The sequence below is a fragment of the Sellimonas caecigallum genome, assembly GCF_019754295.1.
Classification (GTDB): Bacteria; Bacillota; Clostridia; order Lachnospirales; family Lachnospiraceae; genus Sellimonas; species Sellimonas caecigallum.
Map to the genome: position 1 here is coordinate 1 of NZ_VIRV01000005.1, position 16117 is coordinate 16117.

The 16117-nt window shown below is 45.9% G+C and carries 17 protein-coding genes; 4 read left to right on the plus strand and 13 right to left on the minus strand.

Annotated elements, in window-relative coordinates; genetic code table 11:
• Positions 1 to 23: 23 nt before the first annotated feature.
• Both FLB61_RS04765 and FLB61_RS04770 read left to right on the plus strand, forming a co-directional pair.
• Entirely contained in the window at positions 24 to 362 is a 339-nt protein-coding gene (locus tag FLB61_RS04765; RefSeq protein WP_087200743.1) for a hypothetical protein, read from the plus strand.
• A 322-nt stretch (positions 363 to 684) separates the two neighbouring features.
• Positions 685 to 2040, plus strand: coding sequence for a hemolysin family protein (locus tag FLB61_RS04770; RefSeq protein ID WP_246599111.1), 1356 nt, complete (start codon positions 685 to 687; stop codon positions 2038 to 2040).
• Positions 2041 to 2093: 53 nt separating this feature from the next.
• Here FLB61_RS04770 and FLB61_RS04775 read toward each other — a convergent pair whose 3' ends face one another.
• From FLB61_RS04775 to rpiB, 3 genes are all read right to left on the minus strand, one after another.
• Positions 2094 to 3626, minus strand: a complete 1533-nt coding sequence (locus FLB61_RS04775) for a nitrite/sulfite reductase (RefSeq protein WP_221919526.1) — start codon at positions 3624 to 3626, stop codon at positions 2094 to 2096.
• A gap of 149 nt (positions 3627 to 3775) precedes the next feature.
• The gene (locus tag FLB61_RS04780; protein WP_087200736.1) at positions 3776 to 4198 is read right to left on the minus strand and encodes a bacteriohemerythrin; all 423 of its coding nucleotides are present in this window, start codon (positions 4196 to 4198) and stop codon (positions 3776 to 3778) included.
• A 27-nt stretch (positions 4199 to 4225) separates the two neighbouring features.
• Positions 4226 to 4672, minus strand: coding sequence for a ribose 5-phosphate isomerase B (gene rpiB / locus FLB61_RS04785; protein ID WP_087200734.1), 447 nt, complete (start codon positions 4670 to 4672; stop codon positions 4226 to 4228).
• A gap of 171 nt (positions 4673 to 4843) precedes the next feature.
• Between rpiB and FLB61_RS04790 the strand changes: the two genes are divergently transcribed.
• A complete protein-coding gene (locus tag FLB61_RS04790) occupies positions 4844 to 5641 on the plus strand; it encodes a Cof-type HAD-IIB family hydrolase (RefSeq protein ID WP_087200732.1) in 798 nt (265 codons plus the stop codon).
• A complete protein-coding gene (locus tag FLB61_RS04795; protein WP_246599112.1) occupies positions 5641 to 6582 on the plus strand; it encodes a radical SAM protein in 942 nt (313 codons plus the stop codon). The genes FLB61_RS04790 and FLB61_RS04795 overlap by 1 nt, the downstream gene beginning before the upstream one ends.
• Before the next feature lie 23 nt (positions 6583 to 6605).
• Here FLB61_RS04795 and FLB61_RS04800 read toward each other — a convergent pair whose 3' ends face one another.
• From FLB61_RS04800 to FLB61_RS04845, 10 genes are all read right to left on the minus strand, one after another.
• The gene (locus tag FLB61_RS04800; protein WP_087209019.1) at positions 6606 to 7478 is read right to left on the minus strand and encodes an aldose 1-epimerase family protein; all 873 of its coding nucleotides are present in this window, start codon (positions 7476 to 7478) and stop codon (positions 6606 to 6608) included.
• Positions 7479 to 7492: 14 nt separating this feature from the next.
• Positions 7493 to 8695 carry a class I SAM-dependent rRNA methyltransferase gene (locus tag FLB61_RS04805; protein WP_221919527.1) on the minus strand — a complete coding sequence of 401 codons (1203 nt, stop codon included), beginning with the start codon at positions 8693 to 8695 and terminating at the stop codon, positions 7493 to 7495.
• A gap of 180 nt (positions 8696 to 8875) precedes the next feature.
• Positions 8876 to 9238, minus strand: a complete 363-nt coding sequence (locus FLB61_RS04810; RefSeq protein ID WP_087200709.1) for a heavy-metal-associated domain-containing protein — start codon at positions 9236 to 9238, stop codon at positions 8876 to 8878.
• 64 nt (positions 9239 to 9302) lie between these two features.
• The gene (locus FLB61_RS04815) at positions 9303 to 9488 is read right to left on the minus strand and encodes a FeoB-associated Cys-rich membrane protein (RefSeq protein ID WP_221919528.1); all 186 of its coding nucleotides are present in this window, start codon (positions 9486 to 9488) and stop codon (positions 9303 to 9305) included.
• Positions 9489 to 9543: 55 nt separating this feature from the next.
• Positions 9544 to 9921, minus strand: coding sequence for a heavy-metal-associated domain-containing protein (locus FLB61_RS04820; RefSeq protein ID WP_087200705.1), 378 nt, complete (start codon positions 9919 to 9921; stop codon positions 9544 to 9546).
• Between the two features lie 79 nt (positions 9922 to 10000).
• Positions 10001 to 12001 carry a ferrous iron transport protein B gene (gene feoB, locus FLB61_RS04825; protein WP_221919529.1) on the minus strand — a complete coding sequence of 667 codons (2001 nt, stop codon included), beginning with the start codon at positions 11999 to 12001 and terminating at the stop codon, positions 10001 to 10003.
• Between the two features lie 111 nt (positions 12002 to 12112).
• Entirely contained in the window at positions 12113 to 12325 is a 213-nt protein-coding gene (locus FLB61_RS04830; protein ID WP_087200701.1) for a FeoA family protein, read from the minus strand.
• 138 nt (positions 12326 to 12463) lie between these two features.
• Positions 12464 to 13285, minus strand: coding sequence for a putative ABC transporter permease (locus FLB61_RS04835; protein WP_246599113.1), 822 nt, complete (start codon positions 13283 to 13285; stop codon positions 12464 to 12466).
• A gap of 13 nt (positions 13286 to 13298) precedes the next feature.
• On the minus strand, positions 13299 to 13937 hold the full coding sequence (locus tag FLB61_RS04840; protein WP_221919530.1) for an endonuclease III domain-containing protein: 639 nt from the start codon (positions 13935 to 13937) through the stop codon (positions 13299 to 13301).
• A 14-nt stretch (positions 13938 to 13951) separates the two neighbouring features.
• On the minus strand, positions 13952 to 15955 hold the full coding sequence (locus FLB61_RS04845) for a glycoside hydrolase family 31 protein (protein ID WP_221919531.1): 2004 nt from the start codon (positions 15953 to 15955) through the stop codon (positions 13952 to 13954).
• Positions 15956 to 16117 lie beyond the last annotated feature (162 nt).

Genomic DNA, 16117 nt, shown 5'->3' on the forward strand with positions numbered 1-16117 from the left:
TATTTTTAAAGGAGGTTTTCCAAATGTCAGATTTACCGAATTCTTTTGACGCATCAGACTGGGAACTGTCTGATGATTTTTATACAGAAAACGCGGAGCAAAAAGAACTTCGCCTGGAGGATTTTATGATTCCGGAGGAAGAACACTCTTCTTCTCCAACAGATTTTGAGGATCCGGAACTTGCCAAAGTTGTTTCTGACGTGCAGCGCGTGCTGGATATCTATTCCCAGGGGCTTGATATCGCCGGAATCGCGGAAAAACTTTGTCTGGACACAGAATATATCCACACGATCCTCTACTGTGCACAAGGTTTTGCGGAAGATGATCCCATCGCCGTGGCTCGCCTTGTCATGATGTCATAACCCCTTGACAAAAGGTTTCCGCTCCGATATAATCAAGACAGTGCACATAGATGCAACTATTTTAGAAAGGATGAAAAGACAATTTTATGGACGACTCAAGCGACAGTGATTCTGAGCATCATAATTTTGTAAAATCTCATATAGATACGGATATAAGGTATAGTCTGCCGTTCCATGGGACAGCGGGCTATGCCTTTTTGCGTATTTTTATACGGCTTCGGAGGTAAATCGAACATACGGCAGACAATCTGTCTTTCCACTTTTATCTCAGAACACAGCGAAATAAGATTTTACAAAAATAATGAATAAAGGAGAATCAATTTTGAACTCAATAGGACCACAATTATTATTACAGGCAGTTTTAATTTTTCTCAATGCATTTTTTGCGGCGGCAGAAATTGCCGTTATCTCCCTCAATGCCACCAAACTCCGCCACGCTGCGGAAGAGGGAGACAAAACATCCGGGAAGCTCCTGAAGCTGGTAGAAGAGCCTTCCGGTTTCCTCTCTACCATCCAGATCGGTATTACCTTGGCCGGTTTTCTCGGCAGTGCCTTCGCCGCCGACAATTTTTCCGGCTATATGGTTGATTTCATCTACTATCGTCTTGGATTTACAGCCATTCCGCTTGGAACGCTCAGCACGATTTCCGTCGTGCTCATCACGATCATTTTGTCGTACTTTACATTAATTTTAGGGGAGCTTGTTCCGAAAAGGATCGCCATGCAAAAATCAATGGAAACTGCACGCCTCGTCTACGGAGTTGTGTCTTTCGTATCTGTTGTCATGCGTCCGGCCATCGCCTTTTTATCATTTTCCACCAATATTGTGCTTCGTCTGTTCGGTATGAAGACGGAAGCTGAGGAGGAGTCTGTGACGGAGGACGAAATCCGCATGATGGTAGAACTCGGGGAAGAAAAGGGAACGATCGACAGCAGTGAAAAGGAATGGATCCAGAATGTGCTGGAGTTTGACGATACGATAGTCCGCAACTGTATGACTCACGAATCTGATATCGAAGCAATCGATGCGGAATCTTCTGTAGAGGAAATAACAAAGCTTATCCAGGAAACCGGGCTTTCCCGTTTTCCTGTGTACCGGGAAAACCGCGACGATATCATCGGCATCCTGTATGCCCGTGATTTTCTTTTGAAGCTTTCCGATCGGAATCATACGGAAACCGGCGCTGCTGAAATTCATCTGGAAGAGCTTTTAAGGCCTGCTTATTTTATCCCGGAGACAGTACATGCCTCCACTCTTTTCAAAGATATGCAGCAGAAAAACATCCACTTCGCGGTAGTGGTAAACGAGTACGGGGATACGTCTGGTATTGTGACACTGGAGGATTTGATGGAAGAAATCTTCGGAAATATTTACGACGAGTTTGATGAGGATGAACCGGAAGAAATACAACAGGTAGGGGAGAATCTCTGGCGAATCTCCGGAATGACTTCCGTGGAAGATATCGGAGAAAAGCTCGATATCGACCTGCCGGAGTCTACAGATTACACGACCCTTGGCGGAATGGTCTTCAGCCACCTGAAGCGGATCCCAAAAGACGGTACGACCGTTGATGTGGACGCCTGTGGGCTTCATATCCATGTGGATTCCATTTCCCGGCGAAAGATCCATTCAGCACTTGTGTCAAAATCGGACTCCCCTGATCCGGAAGAAGAATAACCGTTTTTTTCATTTAACAAAAGCCAGGTACGAAATGCACCTGGCTTTTTTGTTTACAAATATTTTTCTGCTATGGCCTTGACATCCTCAGAATGCTCTTTTACCCATTCTTCGTAAGTTTTTCCGGAGTTTTCCACCGTTTTCCCAAGCTCTGTCAAAAACTTCGGTATATTTCTTTTCAGCATCATGCCGGAAGACTGGCTGATCGTTTCTTGTCCCTGAAGACTGCACCCGTTCAGATAGACAGTAAAGGCAGGAACCATCTCTCCGTCTTCTTTTTTGGCTCCGCCCTGAAATCCGATGGCGGCCGTCTGATGCGTACCACAGGATGACGGACATCCGGAGATGTGGACGGATGGAAGCGCCCCGTCGGGGATGTTTGCTTCCCGCACCGCCTCCACGCATTTTCGCAGCAGATCCTGTGAGTCTCGCAGACCGTGCTGGCAGACTTTTGCTCCAATGCATGCGACAGAATGTTCAAAACATGTCTCTGCCCCGCCTTTTGTGATTTCCAATACTTTTCCGGCTTCCTCCGCCGTGAGATTGATGATATAAGCTGTCTCATCTGTGGAGAGTCGTACTTCTGCCTCCTCCATCTCTTTGATGGCATAGTAAAGGTTCTGCATTACTTTCAGGTCCGGCACACCTCCGATTGGATGGTAGGAAACGGCATACAATCCTTCCTGCTTTTGTGGAATTACCCTCTTGTGTACGATCTCGCCTTTTCCGGTCTTGCGGATGATCGTTTCTTCCGGACAGATTCTAAGATCATCCCCTGCTTTCGCTTCCTGAAGTTTTTCCAGATATTTCTCTTTCAGACCTTCCCTTCCGAGCGTATCCTGCATGAAACGCGTCCGCGCCTGGGAACGCACTTTATAGTTTCCATGCTCCACAAAAAGATCTACCATCGCTTTTGCGTAGTACAGGACTTCCTCCGGACAAATGTGCTCTGCCACACACACGCCAAGTTTCGGCTTTAATCCAAGTCCTCCCGCAATGTACACGTCAAATGTTCGGTCGCTGTTTGCCACAAATCCCAGATCCCGGTATGTGGCATGCACCACATTGTCCTTGTTATTGGAAAAGCAGACCTTCAGTTTTCTCGGGAGTGTAACTTTTCCGATAAAAGAGAGCAGATAATCGGACATGGCTTTTGCGTAAGGCATTACATCAAAAGTTTCGTCCGGATCCACACCTGTCAAGGGGGATACCATGACATTTCTCGGAAAATCCCCTCCGCCTCCTCTGCAGATAATCCCATTTTCCAATGCTTCCGCCGCGATGGAGCATATCTCCCACGCCTGCAGGTTGTGAAGCTGGATCGTCTCACAGGTTGTGAATTTCATCATTGGGATATGGTAGACGTCCTTCATTTCCATCAAAAAGCGAAATCGTTCTTTTGTGAGCTGACCACCCGGTATCCGGATCCGCAGCATTCCCGATTCTCCGCTTTTCTCCGCATAACTTCCAAATCCTCCGGAGATTCCTTTGTACTCATTTCTCGGAAGCACCCCTTCATAAAATTCATTTGTCTTTTCTTCAAAATACTCATAGTCTTTCAGAAATCGTTCTGCTGTCTTGTCCATTTCTTCTCCTCCTTCTTTTAATGTACACGTGTTCCCTTTTTTTATACAGAAGAGTGGTTCCTTATTTCATACTGTCTCCGGATCATCCTCCAACCAAAAGAAGGTACCGGTAAGCTCCTCTGCTGCCGGTACCCTCCTCTTTGACACTCTTACAGGATCTCGCTGTTCTTTCTCATATTTTTATACTCTGCCACGGAACGGTCAAATCCCTTAATATGATGGAAAAGCCAGTCTGTCACTTTTTCATTGAGCTGTGCCACAAACGCATCTGTCGGACCTTCGTCTTCTTCCAGCATTTCGTGGAGCTCTTCTACCGCTTTTTTGAACTCTGCATGTTTTGCTTTATGTTCTTCGATACCAGGATATGCAATCTCTTCCTGCAGTTTTTCTTCTTCCGCAAAATGAAAATCTGTGTAATCTGCCAGATAATTCAGAAGCTTCACTGCTGTCGCCTTGTCCTGATTCGTCTCGCATGCTTCCTCAAGGGATGCAATCTTTTCGATCAGCTCTTTGTGCTGCCCATCGATCATTTCGTTTCCTGTTACCAGACTGTCGTCAAATACTGCATACATTTTCTTTTCCTCCTTAATATAAATAGTTTATCTTTCTTTGTTTTCTATATCCATGATCATGTCGACTCTTCTCTGATGGCGTCCTCCCTCGAACTCTGTGCCAAGGAATTCATCTATGATCATCTTTGCCAGCTCGATTCCGATCACTCTCGCCCCAAATGCCAGCACATTGGCATTGTTATGCTGTCTGGAAAGTCTCGCCGTGTATGGCTCGCTGCACACGACCGCACGGATTCCTCTGACTTTGTTGGCTGCCAGTGAAATTCCAAGCCCAGTTCCGCAGATGATGATCCCCAAATCTACTTCCCCGGATGCGACAGCCCGTCCCACTTTCTCTCCATATACCGGATAATCGCAGCTCTCCTCAGAATCTGTGCCGTAATTTACGACTTCATATCCTTTTTCTTTCAGATATTCTGCGACCTGCCGCTTCATCTCTACCGCTGAATGATCGTTTCCTAATCCTATTTTCATGGCTTTTCCCTTCCTTCTTGCAATTATAATAGATGTCTGTATGTCTTATTATAATTGTTTCCTTACTATTTTACAACCTTCTTCGCCCGAAGATTTCCCTTTCGCCTTTACAAACTCCCCGTCCGGAAATATAATGAATCTGACTTTAATGATAAATCCAGGAGGAAGATTATGATACGACTGATTGCAAGCGACCTGGACGGCACCCTTCTCAAAAACGGCGCCCAGGACCTCAATCCGAGACTTTTTGAACTGATAGACGCATTAAAACAGCAAGGCATCCGCTTTGCAGCCGCAAGCGGGAGACAGTATGCCAACCTGTACCGTCTCTTTGGCCCAGTCCGCGACGATATTTCCTACATAGCGGAAAACGGATCCCTCTGTGTGCATGAAAATGCCATCCTCTCTTCAGGGAATATTGACCGGGATCTTGTCAACGAAATCGTTTTGGACGCAAGGAAACAGCCTGACTGTTCCCTTCTTTTTTCCTGCAAGGATCACTGTTATGTAGAAAAAGGAAATGAACGCCTGTATGACCATGTGAAAAACCACGTTGGATATGACACCATACTAGCCGACGACCTGACTCTCATTCCGGACACCTGCCTCAAAGTGGCCATCTGCAATTTTGACGGCGCTTACCGTTCCATGGGCTACTTTACCGAAAAGTACGCAGACCGCATCAAGATCGTCACATCCGGCAATATCTGGTTTGACTTTATCGCTCCGAACGCAAACAAAGGGACCGCTCTCGCCGGGCTTGCAGATCATTTTGGCATCTCCCGTGAAGAGTGCGCTGCCTTTGGAGATCAGTTTAACGATGTAGAAATGCTGCAGTTTGCCGGCACAAGCTATGCCATGTCCGACTGTGCCGCCGGAGTGGAGACTTATGCCACACACAGAACAGATTCCGTGGAAAAGATTCTGGAACAGATCCTTGACGGAACGATCGGACAGGAAGGTGCGTAATGATGTCCTCTCTTTTATCTGATTTTAATGGCGCATGCTACGATACAGAAGCCCTTTACAAAGACTGTGTCCTCTGCCCCCGTATGTGTCATGCCGACCGGACTTCCCGACCGGGATTTTGCGGCTGCGGTACTTCTATACGGGCTGCAAGAGCCGCTCTCCATTTTTGGGAGGAACCTTGCATCAGCGGTACCGGAGGCAGTGGCACCGTCTTTTTCAGCGGCTGCACACTTCGCTGCTGTTTCTGCCAGAATTATCCTGTCAGCTCAGGAAAAGTGGGAAAGGAGGTTTCCCCGGAACGGCTGTCCGAAATCTTCCTCTCCCTCCAGGAACAAGGGGCAGAAAACATCAGTCTCGTGACTGCCACCCAATATCTCCCATCTATCCTCTGTGCACTTTCCCGGATAAAAGACGACCTTACCATCCCTGTCGTCTACAACTGCGGCGGCTATGAGCGCGTGGAGACGCTTCGGATGATGGAAGGCTTCGTGGACATCTATCTGCCGGATCTGAAATACCGAAGCAATGAGACTGCCCTTCGCTATTCTCAGGCAAAAGACTACTTTTCCCACGCCTCTGCTGCCATTCAGGAAATGATCCGGCAGACCGGAGCGCCTGTCTTTGACGAACGCAATGTCATGAAGCAAGGCGTCATCATCCGTCACATGGTACTTCCCGGACAAAAAGAAGATTCCATCCAGCTTCTTCACTGGATGGAAAAACACTTGAAAAAAGGTTCTTATCTTCTTAGTCTCTTAAGCCAGTATACACCATTTTACAAAGCGGACCAATATCCGGAGATCAACCGCCGCATCACGACATACGAATATAGGAAAGTGCTTGACACTGCCATTTCTCTTGGTCTTACCGAAGGATATATGCAGGAAAAATCAAGCGCCAAAGAAGAATATACCCCGCCTTTCAATCTGGAAGGTATCTGACTTGGAACGTTCTCATGAAATACTTATGCCAGAGTGATCGTGTAGGATGCGTCAAAGACCTGCCCCGGCGCAAGGGCATTTCCCCACTCACGCTCTTCCAGCTTTTTATCAAAATCTGCTCTGTCACATCTTCCATACCACGGTTCGATGCAGACAAACGGCGCCTCTCCGCCTTTCGGCGCCCAGATGCCAAAAAGCGGCGCTTCAAAGTCCACCTTCACATATGCTTTTCCGTCCGGATCTTCCAGAGCCGCCTGGTGGGCCTGATTCCCTTCTATAACAAGCGCGTCCTGAGAAAACAGATCTTTTGTGATCCGCATCTTTCGGTTCTCCAGCGGATACAGCGCTTTCTTCTCCGTGAGAAGGCCGCCTTCCCCGATGACGCTGCTGGTCAGCATCTGGTCGGTATCAAAACAGATGCTGTAGTCCGTCTGTTCTCCTTTTCCATTTACCGGACACTGAAATGCCGGATGTCCTCCGATGGAGAAGTACATCGTCTCTTCATTGATATTCTCCACTTTCCACAGAACCCGTACCTTTCTTCCTTCCAAACGGTATCCTACGGACAGGCAGAAAGAAAACGGGTATACTTTCTTTGTTTCTTCCGTGTCCTTTAAAGAAAACCAGATCTCATTTTCTGTCTGAGATACAAGATCAAACTCCATATCCCGTGCGAATCCGTGCTGGGACATGGTGTATGTCTGCCCTTTATAAATACTTTCCTTGTTTTTGTAATTTCCTACCAGCGGAAACAGGACCGGAGATGTCCGTTTCCAGTACTTCGGATCTCCCTGCCAGAGATATTCCACTCCTGTAGAGTTATCCTTCAGCGATTTCATCTCCGCTCCCTGTGCTGTGATCTCCACAGTCAATTCCTTGTTAAAAATGCGATACATATTCCTCGCTCCTTTTATTTTTCTTTGCATACCTGGAAGATGTAAAACTTCAGATAATACGATTCATCCGCCGCCCAGAGGATCGGATGGTCCGGTGCCTGTGTCCGGAATTCCACCTGTCTGAGCCGACAGTGGACGCTTTTAGCGGCCTGCGCGATCGTCTTTGTAAACAGCTCATAATCCATAAAATGAGAGCAGGAGCAGGTAACAAGATAGCCCCCGTCTTTTACGAGCTTCATCCCCCTCATGTTGATCTCCCGATATCCTTTCACAGCATTTTTGACCGAACTTCTTGATTTCGTGAAAGCCGGCGGGTCCAGGATGACGACGTCGTACTGTTCGCCTTGTTTCTCCAGTTCCGGCAGAAGCTCAAATACATCGGCGCTCAGAAATGACACGCTCTTTTCCAGACCGTTTAGCTCTGCATTTTTCCGAGCCTGCTCCACCGCCAGATCCGACGCATCCACACCCAAAACGCTTTTTGCCCCTGCAATACCAGCGTTCAGGGCAAAAGAACCGGTATGGGTAAAGCAATCCAGGACACGCGCGTCTTTGCATAACCTCTGGATCGCAAGACGATTATATTTCTGATCCAGGAAAAATCCTGTCTTTTGTCCGTCTTTCACATCTACAATATATTTTACCCCGTTTTCCTCGATCAGTACGTTCGTGTCAAACTCATCTCCGAAAAATCCTTTTACTTTTTTCAGTCCTTCTTTTTCTCTTTCCTTGGCGTCGCTGCGCTCATACACGCCCCGTATATGTATCCCGTCTTCCAAAAGGATTTCTTTCAAAAGCCGGATCAGAAGCTCTTTGTATCGGTCCATTCCAAGAGCCAGCGCCTGAAATACGAGAACATCCGAAAACTTGTCTATGACCATGCCCGGAAGGAAGTCTGCTTCCCCGAAGACGATCCGGCAGCTTCCAGTGTCCACTGTCTTTTTCCGGTATTCCCAGGCGTCGGCAAGGCGTCTTCTGAAAAATGCCTCGTCGATTTCCTGGTCTGCATTTCTCGTCAGCATCCGCACCCGTATTTTGGAATTTCTGTTGATAAACCCTCGCCCCATGGCAAATCCGTCAAAATCTTTTACAATGACGATATCTCCGTCTTCATATGTTCCAAGAACGTGCGCAATCTCATTGTCAAAAATCCATGCGCCGCCGGCTTTCAACATCCTTCCTTCTCCCTTTTTTAATATAACAACTGCAAAACTCATACTCTTTGATCTCCTGTATCATCATTCTGTCTAATACCGTTTTATAACATCCCTATCATAGCATATTTCCCCTGCAAATGGAATGGAGGGAATCGAATAGGGAAAGCATGGCGGCTGCTTGCCAGTCTTATCGCGCAAAAATGGCAGAAGGCTCATCCTGGCCTTCTGCCCTCTGATCTGCTAGCAGATAGATACTACCGTAAACCCTGCATCTTCCACAGCGTTTCGGATTTCATCGTCCGAAATCTGGCGGTCGTAGGAAACGACTGCCTCTTCTTTTTTCAGATTTACTTTTGCCACAGCTCCGTCAATCTTGTTGATAGCTGCCGTCACGCTGCTGACACAATGGTCGCAGTGCATTCCGGAAATCTTTACCGTTTTTTCCCCGATTTCCGGATGTTCCAACGTTTTTTTCGTCGAATCAACAAGCCCTTTTCCGCCGCCTCCGCAGCACGGGCCTTCGCCTTTGAAATGTTTGATCGTCCCTTTTACCGCAAATATAATGACGACAAGAACGATCAGCAATATGATAATGTCAGCCATGATATTTCCTTCCCGTACTGATTTTTTCCTGAATCAAACTTTTTTATTTTTGATATCAGCCTTTCTATCTTTTTCCATGAGAGGAACAGCCTCCGTTTAAGGAACAGTTTCCACCACAGCTTTGGCATCCGCTGCACCCGGAGCATCCGCCTTTTCCACTCTTTTTATCTTTCTGATGTTTATAAATAATAAACGCGCAATATCCAATGATCAGTACAAGGATGAGAACATCCAAAATATCACCGATCATCTGCCCCCTCCTTCTATCTCTCCTTGGTTTTAGCTTTTTAACAGATTTTGAAGTACTAGCTCCGAATCGAATCAACTGAAAATCCTTCCTTTTCCACTGCACTAATCATAACACATTCTTCCACTTCCCGGTCAAGCAATATTTCCACACAGCCTTTGGAAAGATTGCCCCGGGCAGCGACTCCATCTATCCGGTTCAGACTGTCTGTCACACTCTTCACGCAATGTGCACAGTGCATTCCTGAAATAACAATGGTCTTTTTTGCAATTACGGGTCCTTCCAGTTTCTTCTTTTTTATTTTATTGTTATCCGAGCAGGCTCCTCCTGCCGGGCATCCGATACATTTCACTCCGCTTCTTTTCGCTTTAATCAAATATGTGCCTGCCCCTCCGACAATTACTATTAAAATAAAAACAGCAATCAAATTTTCCATATATCCATCTCCCGAATGACAAACGGCAGACAAAGCTATCCTGCTCTGCCCGCCGCCATATACCTTACCACATTTACAATTATGCAGAATGTAAACTATACTGTGCTGCAAATTCTTTATCAGACTTACGTATTCTCCACAGGATGATCAAAGCAAATACTATTACCGCTATCAACCCTGGGACAAAAGCTGTGCCAAGAGAACCTGTTGTGATCAACGTACCGATCTGATATACAAGAAACGCTACCGTATAACCCGTCGCAAGCTGAAGGCAGATACCTCCTAACAGCCACTTTCCGCTTTTCATTTCTGAATTCATTGCACCAAGAGCTGCAAAGCATGGCGGTGTATAGAGATTGAACATCAGGTATGCTAAGGCTGCTACTTTTGTGAGCCCCATAATCGTTGCAACTTCACTTCCACTTCCAACCAATGCCAGTTCGTCTGTATCAATTAGATTTGTAACACCATAAACAACTGCCAGAGTACCCACCACGTTCTCTTTTGCTATGAAACCTGTCACTGAAGCTGCGGCCAGCTGCCATACCCCGAATCCAAGCGGAATAAATAAAATTGCAAACGGATGGGCAATAGATGCTAAAATAGACGTACTTTCCGCTCCTTCTTCCACAAGCTGAAACTGCCAGTTAAAGCTCTGCATGATCTGTACTGCTGTGTTGCATACCAGAATAATTGTTCCGGCTTTTACAATATAAGCCTTGCCGCGTTCTAACATAGACACGCATGCCCGTTTGAGGCTCGGCAGTTTGTACTCTGGAAGTTCCATAATAAAAAATGATTTTCTATACTTCTGACCTGTAACTCTTTTAACAAGCAATGCGCCTAACAATACGAGAACAATACCAACCAGATACATTGTCGCAGAAACCCACCATGCATCTGCGAAAAACGCTCCCGCAAACAAAGCAATAACTGGTATCTTTGCCCCACAAGGCATAAATGGGGTCAGCATAGCCGTAGTTCTGCGTTCCCTTTCATTCCGAATAGTACGGCATGCCATAACGCCCGGAATTGCACATCCTGTACCGATTACCATCGGTATCACAGATTTGCCGGAAAGTCCAACCCGTTTAAAAATCGGATCCAACACTACAGTTGCCCGCGCCATATATCCACAATCTTCCAGCAAGGCGATCAGGAAATACATAACCATAACCAGCGGGAGGAACCCAACAACGGCGCCGACACCGCCAATAATGCCTTCTACCAGGAGTGCCTGCAGAAGCGGATTCGTATTCTCCATCAGACCTCCGACCCAGCCCTGGAAAGTTTCAATCCAGGCAACAAGCCAGTCTGCAATCCATGTTCCTAAAGTAGTCTGGGATATGTAGAACACCAAAAAGATAATCCCCGCAAAAATCGGGATGCCTATAATCTTATGGGTAATCACACTGTCAATTTTATCCTGTACATTTTTATCCTTTGTATAGACCTTCCTCTTTTCTACCTGTTTCACAATACCATTGACAAATTCGAAACGTTTCCTGTCAGCGGCTTCTACAGCAGCTTTATTTTTCAGATTAATATCTGGCTGTACATATGGCGCTTTTTGCTGTTTCCCTTTTAAAGATATCGCTTCGCTTACAACTTTTTTCAATCCTTCATGCCCAGACTCTGTTGAAACCGTCTTAACTACCGGACACCCCAGTTTTTCGGCCAAAAGTTTTTCATTGATCTGAGTCTGTTTCTTTTCAGTGATATCACTTTTATTTAGCGCAACCACAACCGGTATATCCAATTCTAAAAGCTGTGTGGTAAAAAATAAGCTTCTGCTCAAATTTGTGGCATCTACGATATTGATGATCACATCCGGTTTTTCGTTCTTTACATATCCGCTCGTAATGCTTTCTTCAGAGGTAAATGGTGACATGGAATATGCTCCCGGCAAATCTACCGCAATCATCTCCTCCAATCCATCGTAATAACTTTTTTTGATTGTGCTTTCCTTTCTCTCAACCGTAACACCTGCCCAGTTCCCGACATGTTCGTTTCTGCCGGTCAGAGCATTGTACATGGTTGTCTTTCCACTGTTAGGATTTCCCGCAAAAGCAATCCTCATAATGCAATCTCCTCCTTCTCTCTTCTAATTAGCATTAACTAATTTAATACAGTTAGACACAACTAACATTTGCGTAAAAATAGTGATCTGGCTCACTACTTTTTAATATATTTATATGGAAATAGCTTGCGCCAGATCACTATCAATATTATAACGTCCATCCTTAATGGAGACTACACATCCCCCTTTTAAATGAGAAATTACCGTAATCGGTTCGCCGCTGTAACATCCCAAGGAGAACAAAAAAGCGTTCAGTTCTTCATCATCGGTTATGATTTCTTTTATGATATATTCTTCTCCCTCTTTGGCTTCCAGCAGATTCATATGACTCGCTCCTTGTAAATTTATTTCCTTTATTTGTAGATGATTTATTTCGAAATGCATACGTTATATTTTCTATTTTTTACGAGATTAGTATAAGCTAACCTCAGTAAGTTGTCAATAACTATTTGAAAATTTTCATTATTTCCTTTTCTTTAAAATTTCCTGTATCTGTCTGAGAGCATCCGCATATTTTTTAGAGACAGTGCCAGGATTGCGGTGCAGCACTTTGAATGCATGGCGATATACTTTTTCCTTATGCATTCCCAGATTTCGCATTTCCTGTTCAAACTGTTCTTTCCATTTTAAGAGCTCTTCCTTTTTCTCTTCTACCCGAGTCTGATACTGCTGGAAGTCATCTTCCGCCACAGCAGAGATAACTTCCACCCTTTTTTGGAGCCTTCGGATCCGCTCGTCTTTCTGAGCCAGACGGACAACGATTTCTTTTAGATCCATCGCTTCGTTGAAGGACTGAGTAAAGTCTGCCGTGAAGATGACAGTCAGCAAGACAGCCGCCACATCCACTGCCATCTGTGGAAGCCAGAGGACGGCTCTCTCCACAGGCACATGGATACCCATCACAAGAAGGACAGAGAACGCTCCCCATCCGAGAGAGGACGTCAGGCAAATATACCCGTTTACATTGTATTTCTGGTTGCTGTAGTCCCAGTAGCGCATCCGAAAAAGCCTCTCCATACAGGCTCCGGTAACATATTCAAGGACTGTTGCCCCAATCATGCCAAGCAAAAAGATCAAAAACGCATTGTCACGCACCCGGATCGTAAAGAGCAGCACGACGATGGCTCCCGTCCCATAGATCGGAAGTAATGGGCCGTGGATAAATCCGCGGTTGACCCATCTTCTTTTTTTCAGAGATACATAGCAGGACTCCCATATCCATCCGATCAAACTGTAAATGAAGAAAAATAAAATCCACTCGGTAATTGTATACTGATACACCATATTCTCCTCTCTTTTATTCTACTCCCGCTTTCTTGCAGATATCTGCCAGGCAGCATTTGTCACAGTACGGTTTCGTCCTGGCCGTACAGACTTCCCGTCCATGGTATACAAGACGATGACAAAAGCTGTTCCCTTCCTCCGGAGGAACAAGCTTCCAAAGTTCCATCTCGACTTTTTTCGGTTCCTTGGTCCCATCTACGATCCCCATTCGGTTGACAAGACGGATACAGTGTGTGTCCGTCACGATAGCAGGCTTTCCGAAAACGTCTCCCATAATAAGATTCGCGCTTTTTCGTCCTACTCCAGGGAGCTTCAAAAGTGCGTCAAAATCGTCCGGCACTTTCCCGCCGTACTCATCTCTCAAAATCTTCATGCACGCGCTGATATCCCTGGCCTTGCTTTTTCCTAGCCCACATGGTTTTATGATCGCCTCAATATTTTCCACGGGCGCGTCGGCCACATCTTCCAAAGTTGGATATTTTGCGTACAGATCCTGAACTACGACATTGACTCTGGCGTCTGTACACTGCGCCGCAAGCCGCACACTGATCAGAAGTTTCCATGCTTCGTTGTAGTCCAGTGTACATTCGGCATCCGGGTATTCTTTTTTCAGTCTTTCGATCACTTCAAGTGTCAGTTTTTTCTTTGTCATCTTTTTTCCTTCCTTTATTTCTGTACACGGATGACTGTGATATGATCCGGATTATCGTAATCTTTTTCGTATCCGTCATCCCGGTAATATTCATAGAGTGCTTCTCCCTTTTCCACATAGGAAATATATGTCAGATCTTCAAAGTCAATCTCCTTCGTGCACACAGCCGGCCCTGCAAGCGGGACAAGACGTCCCGGCCGGATGAAGAACACCACGTCTGTGAGCGGGATCTCTACATAGTGATGCCCAGCCTCAAGGATTTCCTCCTTTTGAATGCCGTCCTGGCAGAAGCGGACCATCTTCATAGCTTCCGGAAGATACACATATCTGCCCCTTGCATTCTGCTCATAGACAGGCGCCAGCATAATCTCCTCGCCAAGCAGGAGCTGATCTTCCACATCAAGCGCATATCGATCCTCCGGATAGTCAAATGCAAGCGGCCGGAACATCATCTCATCACGGACAGCCGCCTTCATATATTCACTGTACAGATATGGGATCAGTCTGTAACGAAGCCCGATGATATGTCTGAATCCCTCGATGCGGTCAAATTGATAGACTTCCTGTCTGCGGGTTCCCATGGCGGAATGGTTTCTCATAAGGGGTGTAAAAATGCCAAAGGCAAGCCAGCGAAGCAGCAGATCTTCCGTCGTGTCCGCCCCAAAGCCTCCGAGATCCGCTCCCGTATACAGGAAGCCGCACATATTTAATGACGGCATCATCCGGATATTGAGAAGCAGATGGGACCACCAGGACATATTGTCTCCTTGCCAGATTCCCCCGTAACGATGCATTCCGATATAGGAAGATCTTGAGAACATAAGAATCCTCTTTTCCGGCTCCAGACGTTCAAACGCCTCTCCTGCCGCCCTTGTCATGGCAAATCCAAACAGATTGTGAACCCGGTCGTGACGGATCTTTTCTCCGTCCCTTTCATGATAAAAATACTTGTAATCATTCGTATTGTTGGACAGTCCGGTCACAAGCCCCTGGAATTCGAAAAAAGTATTCAGATCCAGATTTTTCCCCTGGTACTCTTTAATCTTTTCCATGACGTCGCTCAGGCGGTCTTCTGTATAAAATATAGACGGTTCGTTCATATCATTCCAGAATCCCTCGATCCCCTGATCCAAAAGGAACCGATACCAGTTTCCGAACCACTGTCTGGCCTCCTCATTTAACATATCAGGGAAAAGCGCTTTGCCCGGCCACACGGCGGCCACAAACTCGGTGCCGTCCTCTTTTTTACAGAAATATCCTTTCTCCATTCCCTCCTCATAGACCGGGTAGCCCTCCTCCTTTTTGACTCCGGCATCGATGATCGGCACAAGATGGATGTGTTCTTCTTCCATCTCTTTTACAAAATCAGGAAAATCCGGGAATGTCTCCTCATTGACAGTAAAATCTTTGAACCGCTCCATGTAGTCGATATCCAGATAAATGCTGTCCAGTCCTATGCCAAGTTCCCTGTGCTTCCTGGCCACTTCTCTCACATCATCAGCACTTTTATATCCCCATCTGCTCTGCCCATATCCAAAAGCCCAAAGCGGCGGGATATAGCTTCTCCCGATCAGGCGGCGGAACTGTTTTACGATGTCTTTCACATTTTCTCCCGTGATAATGTAAACTTCCAGGTTCCAGTCCGACGCCGTGATCCGAAGTTCATCGCTTTTTTCATATCCAACATCAAATGTCAGGATACCTGGGTAGTCGATGAACACACCAAACGGCTCTTTTCCATCCGCCACAAAAAAATTGTGTGCTCCATAAAGTGCATGTTTATCCTCCCTGTGCTCCGGGTCGTCGCTGCACTTACTCTCATAGATCCATCCTCTTTTATTGATGCCCCGCACGTTCTCTCCAAGTCCGTAGATCCTTTCTTCCGGATCCATCCGGTAAAGAAATGACTTCTTCTCTTCCCTTACTTCCAGATATGGAAGCGGTCCTTCGCTTTTTTCAGGTTTATTCAAAACGGCCTCTGTCTCGATCATATTACCAAATACATATCTTCTAATCATTTCCATCTTCCTCCTGCAATTTTCTCCATTTTAACATCAAATGCTTTTTCTGTTAAGCGAATTTTCTATTGACACTTCTTCAGATTTGTGCTAATTTTCCATTAATGACAATATATTGTGAAAATGATTAAGCGAATAATATTCTTATTCGCTGTCTTTTTC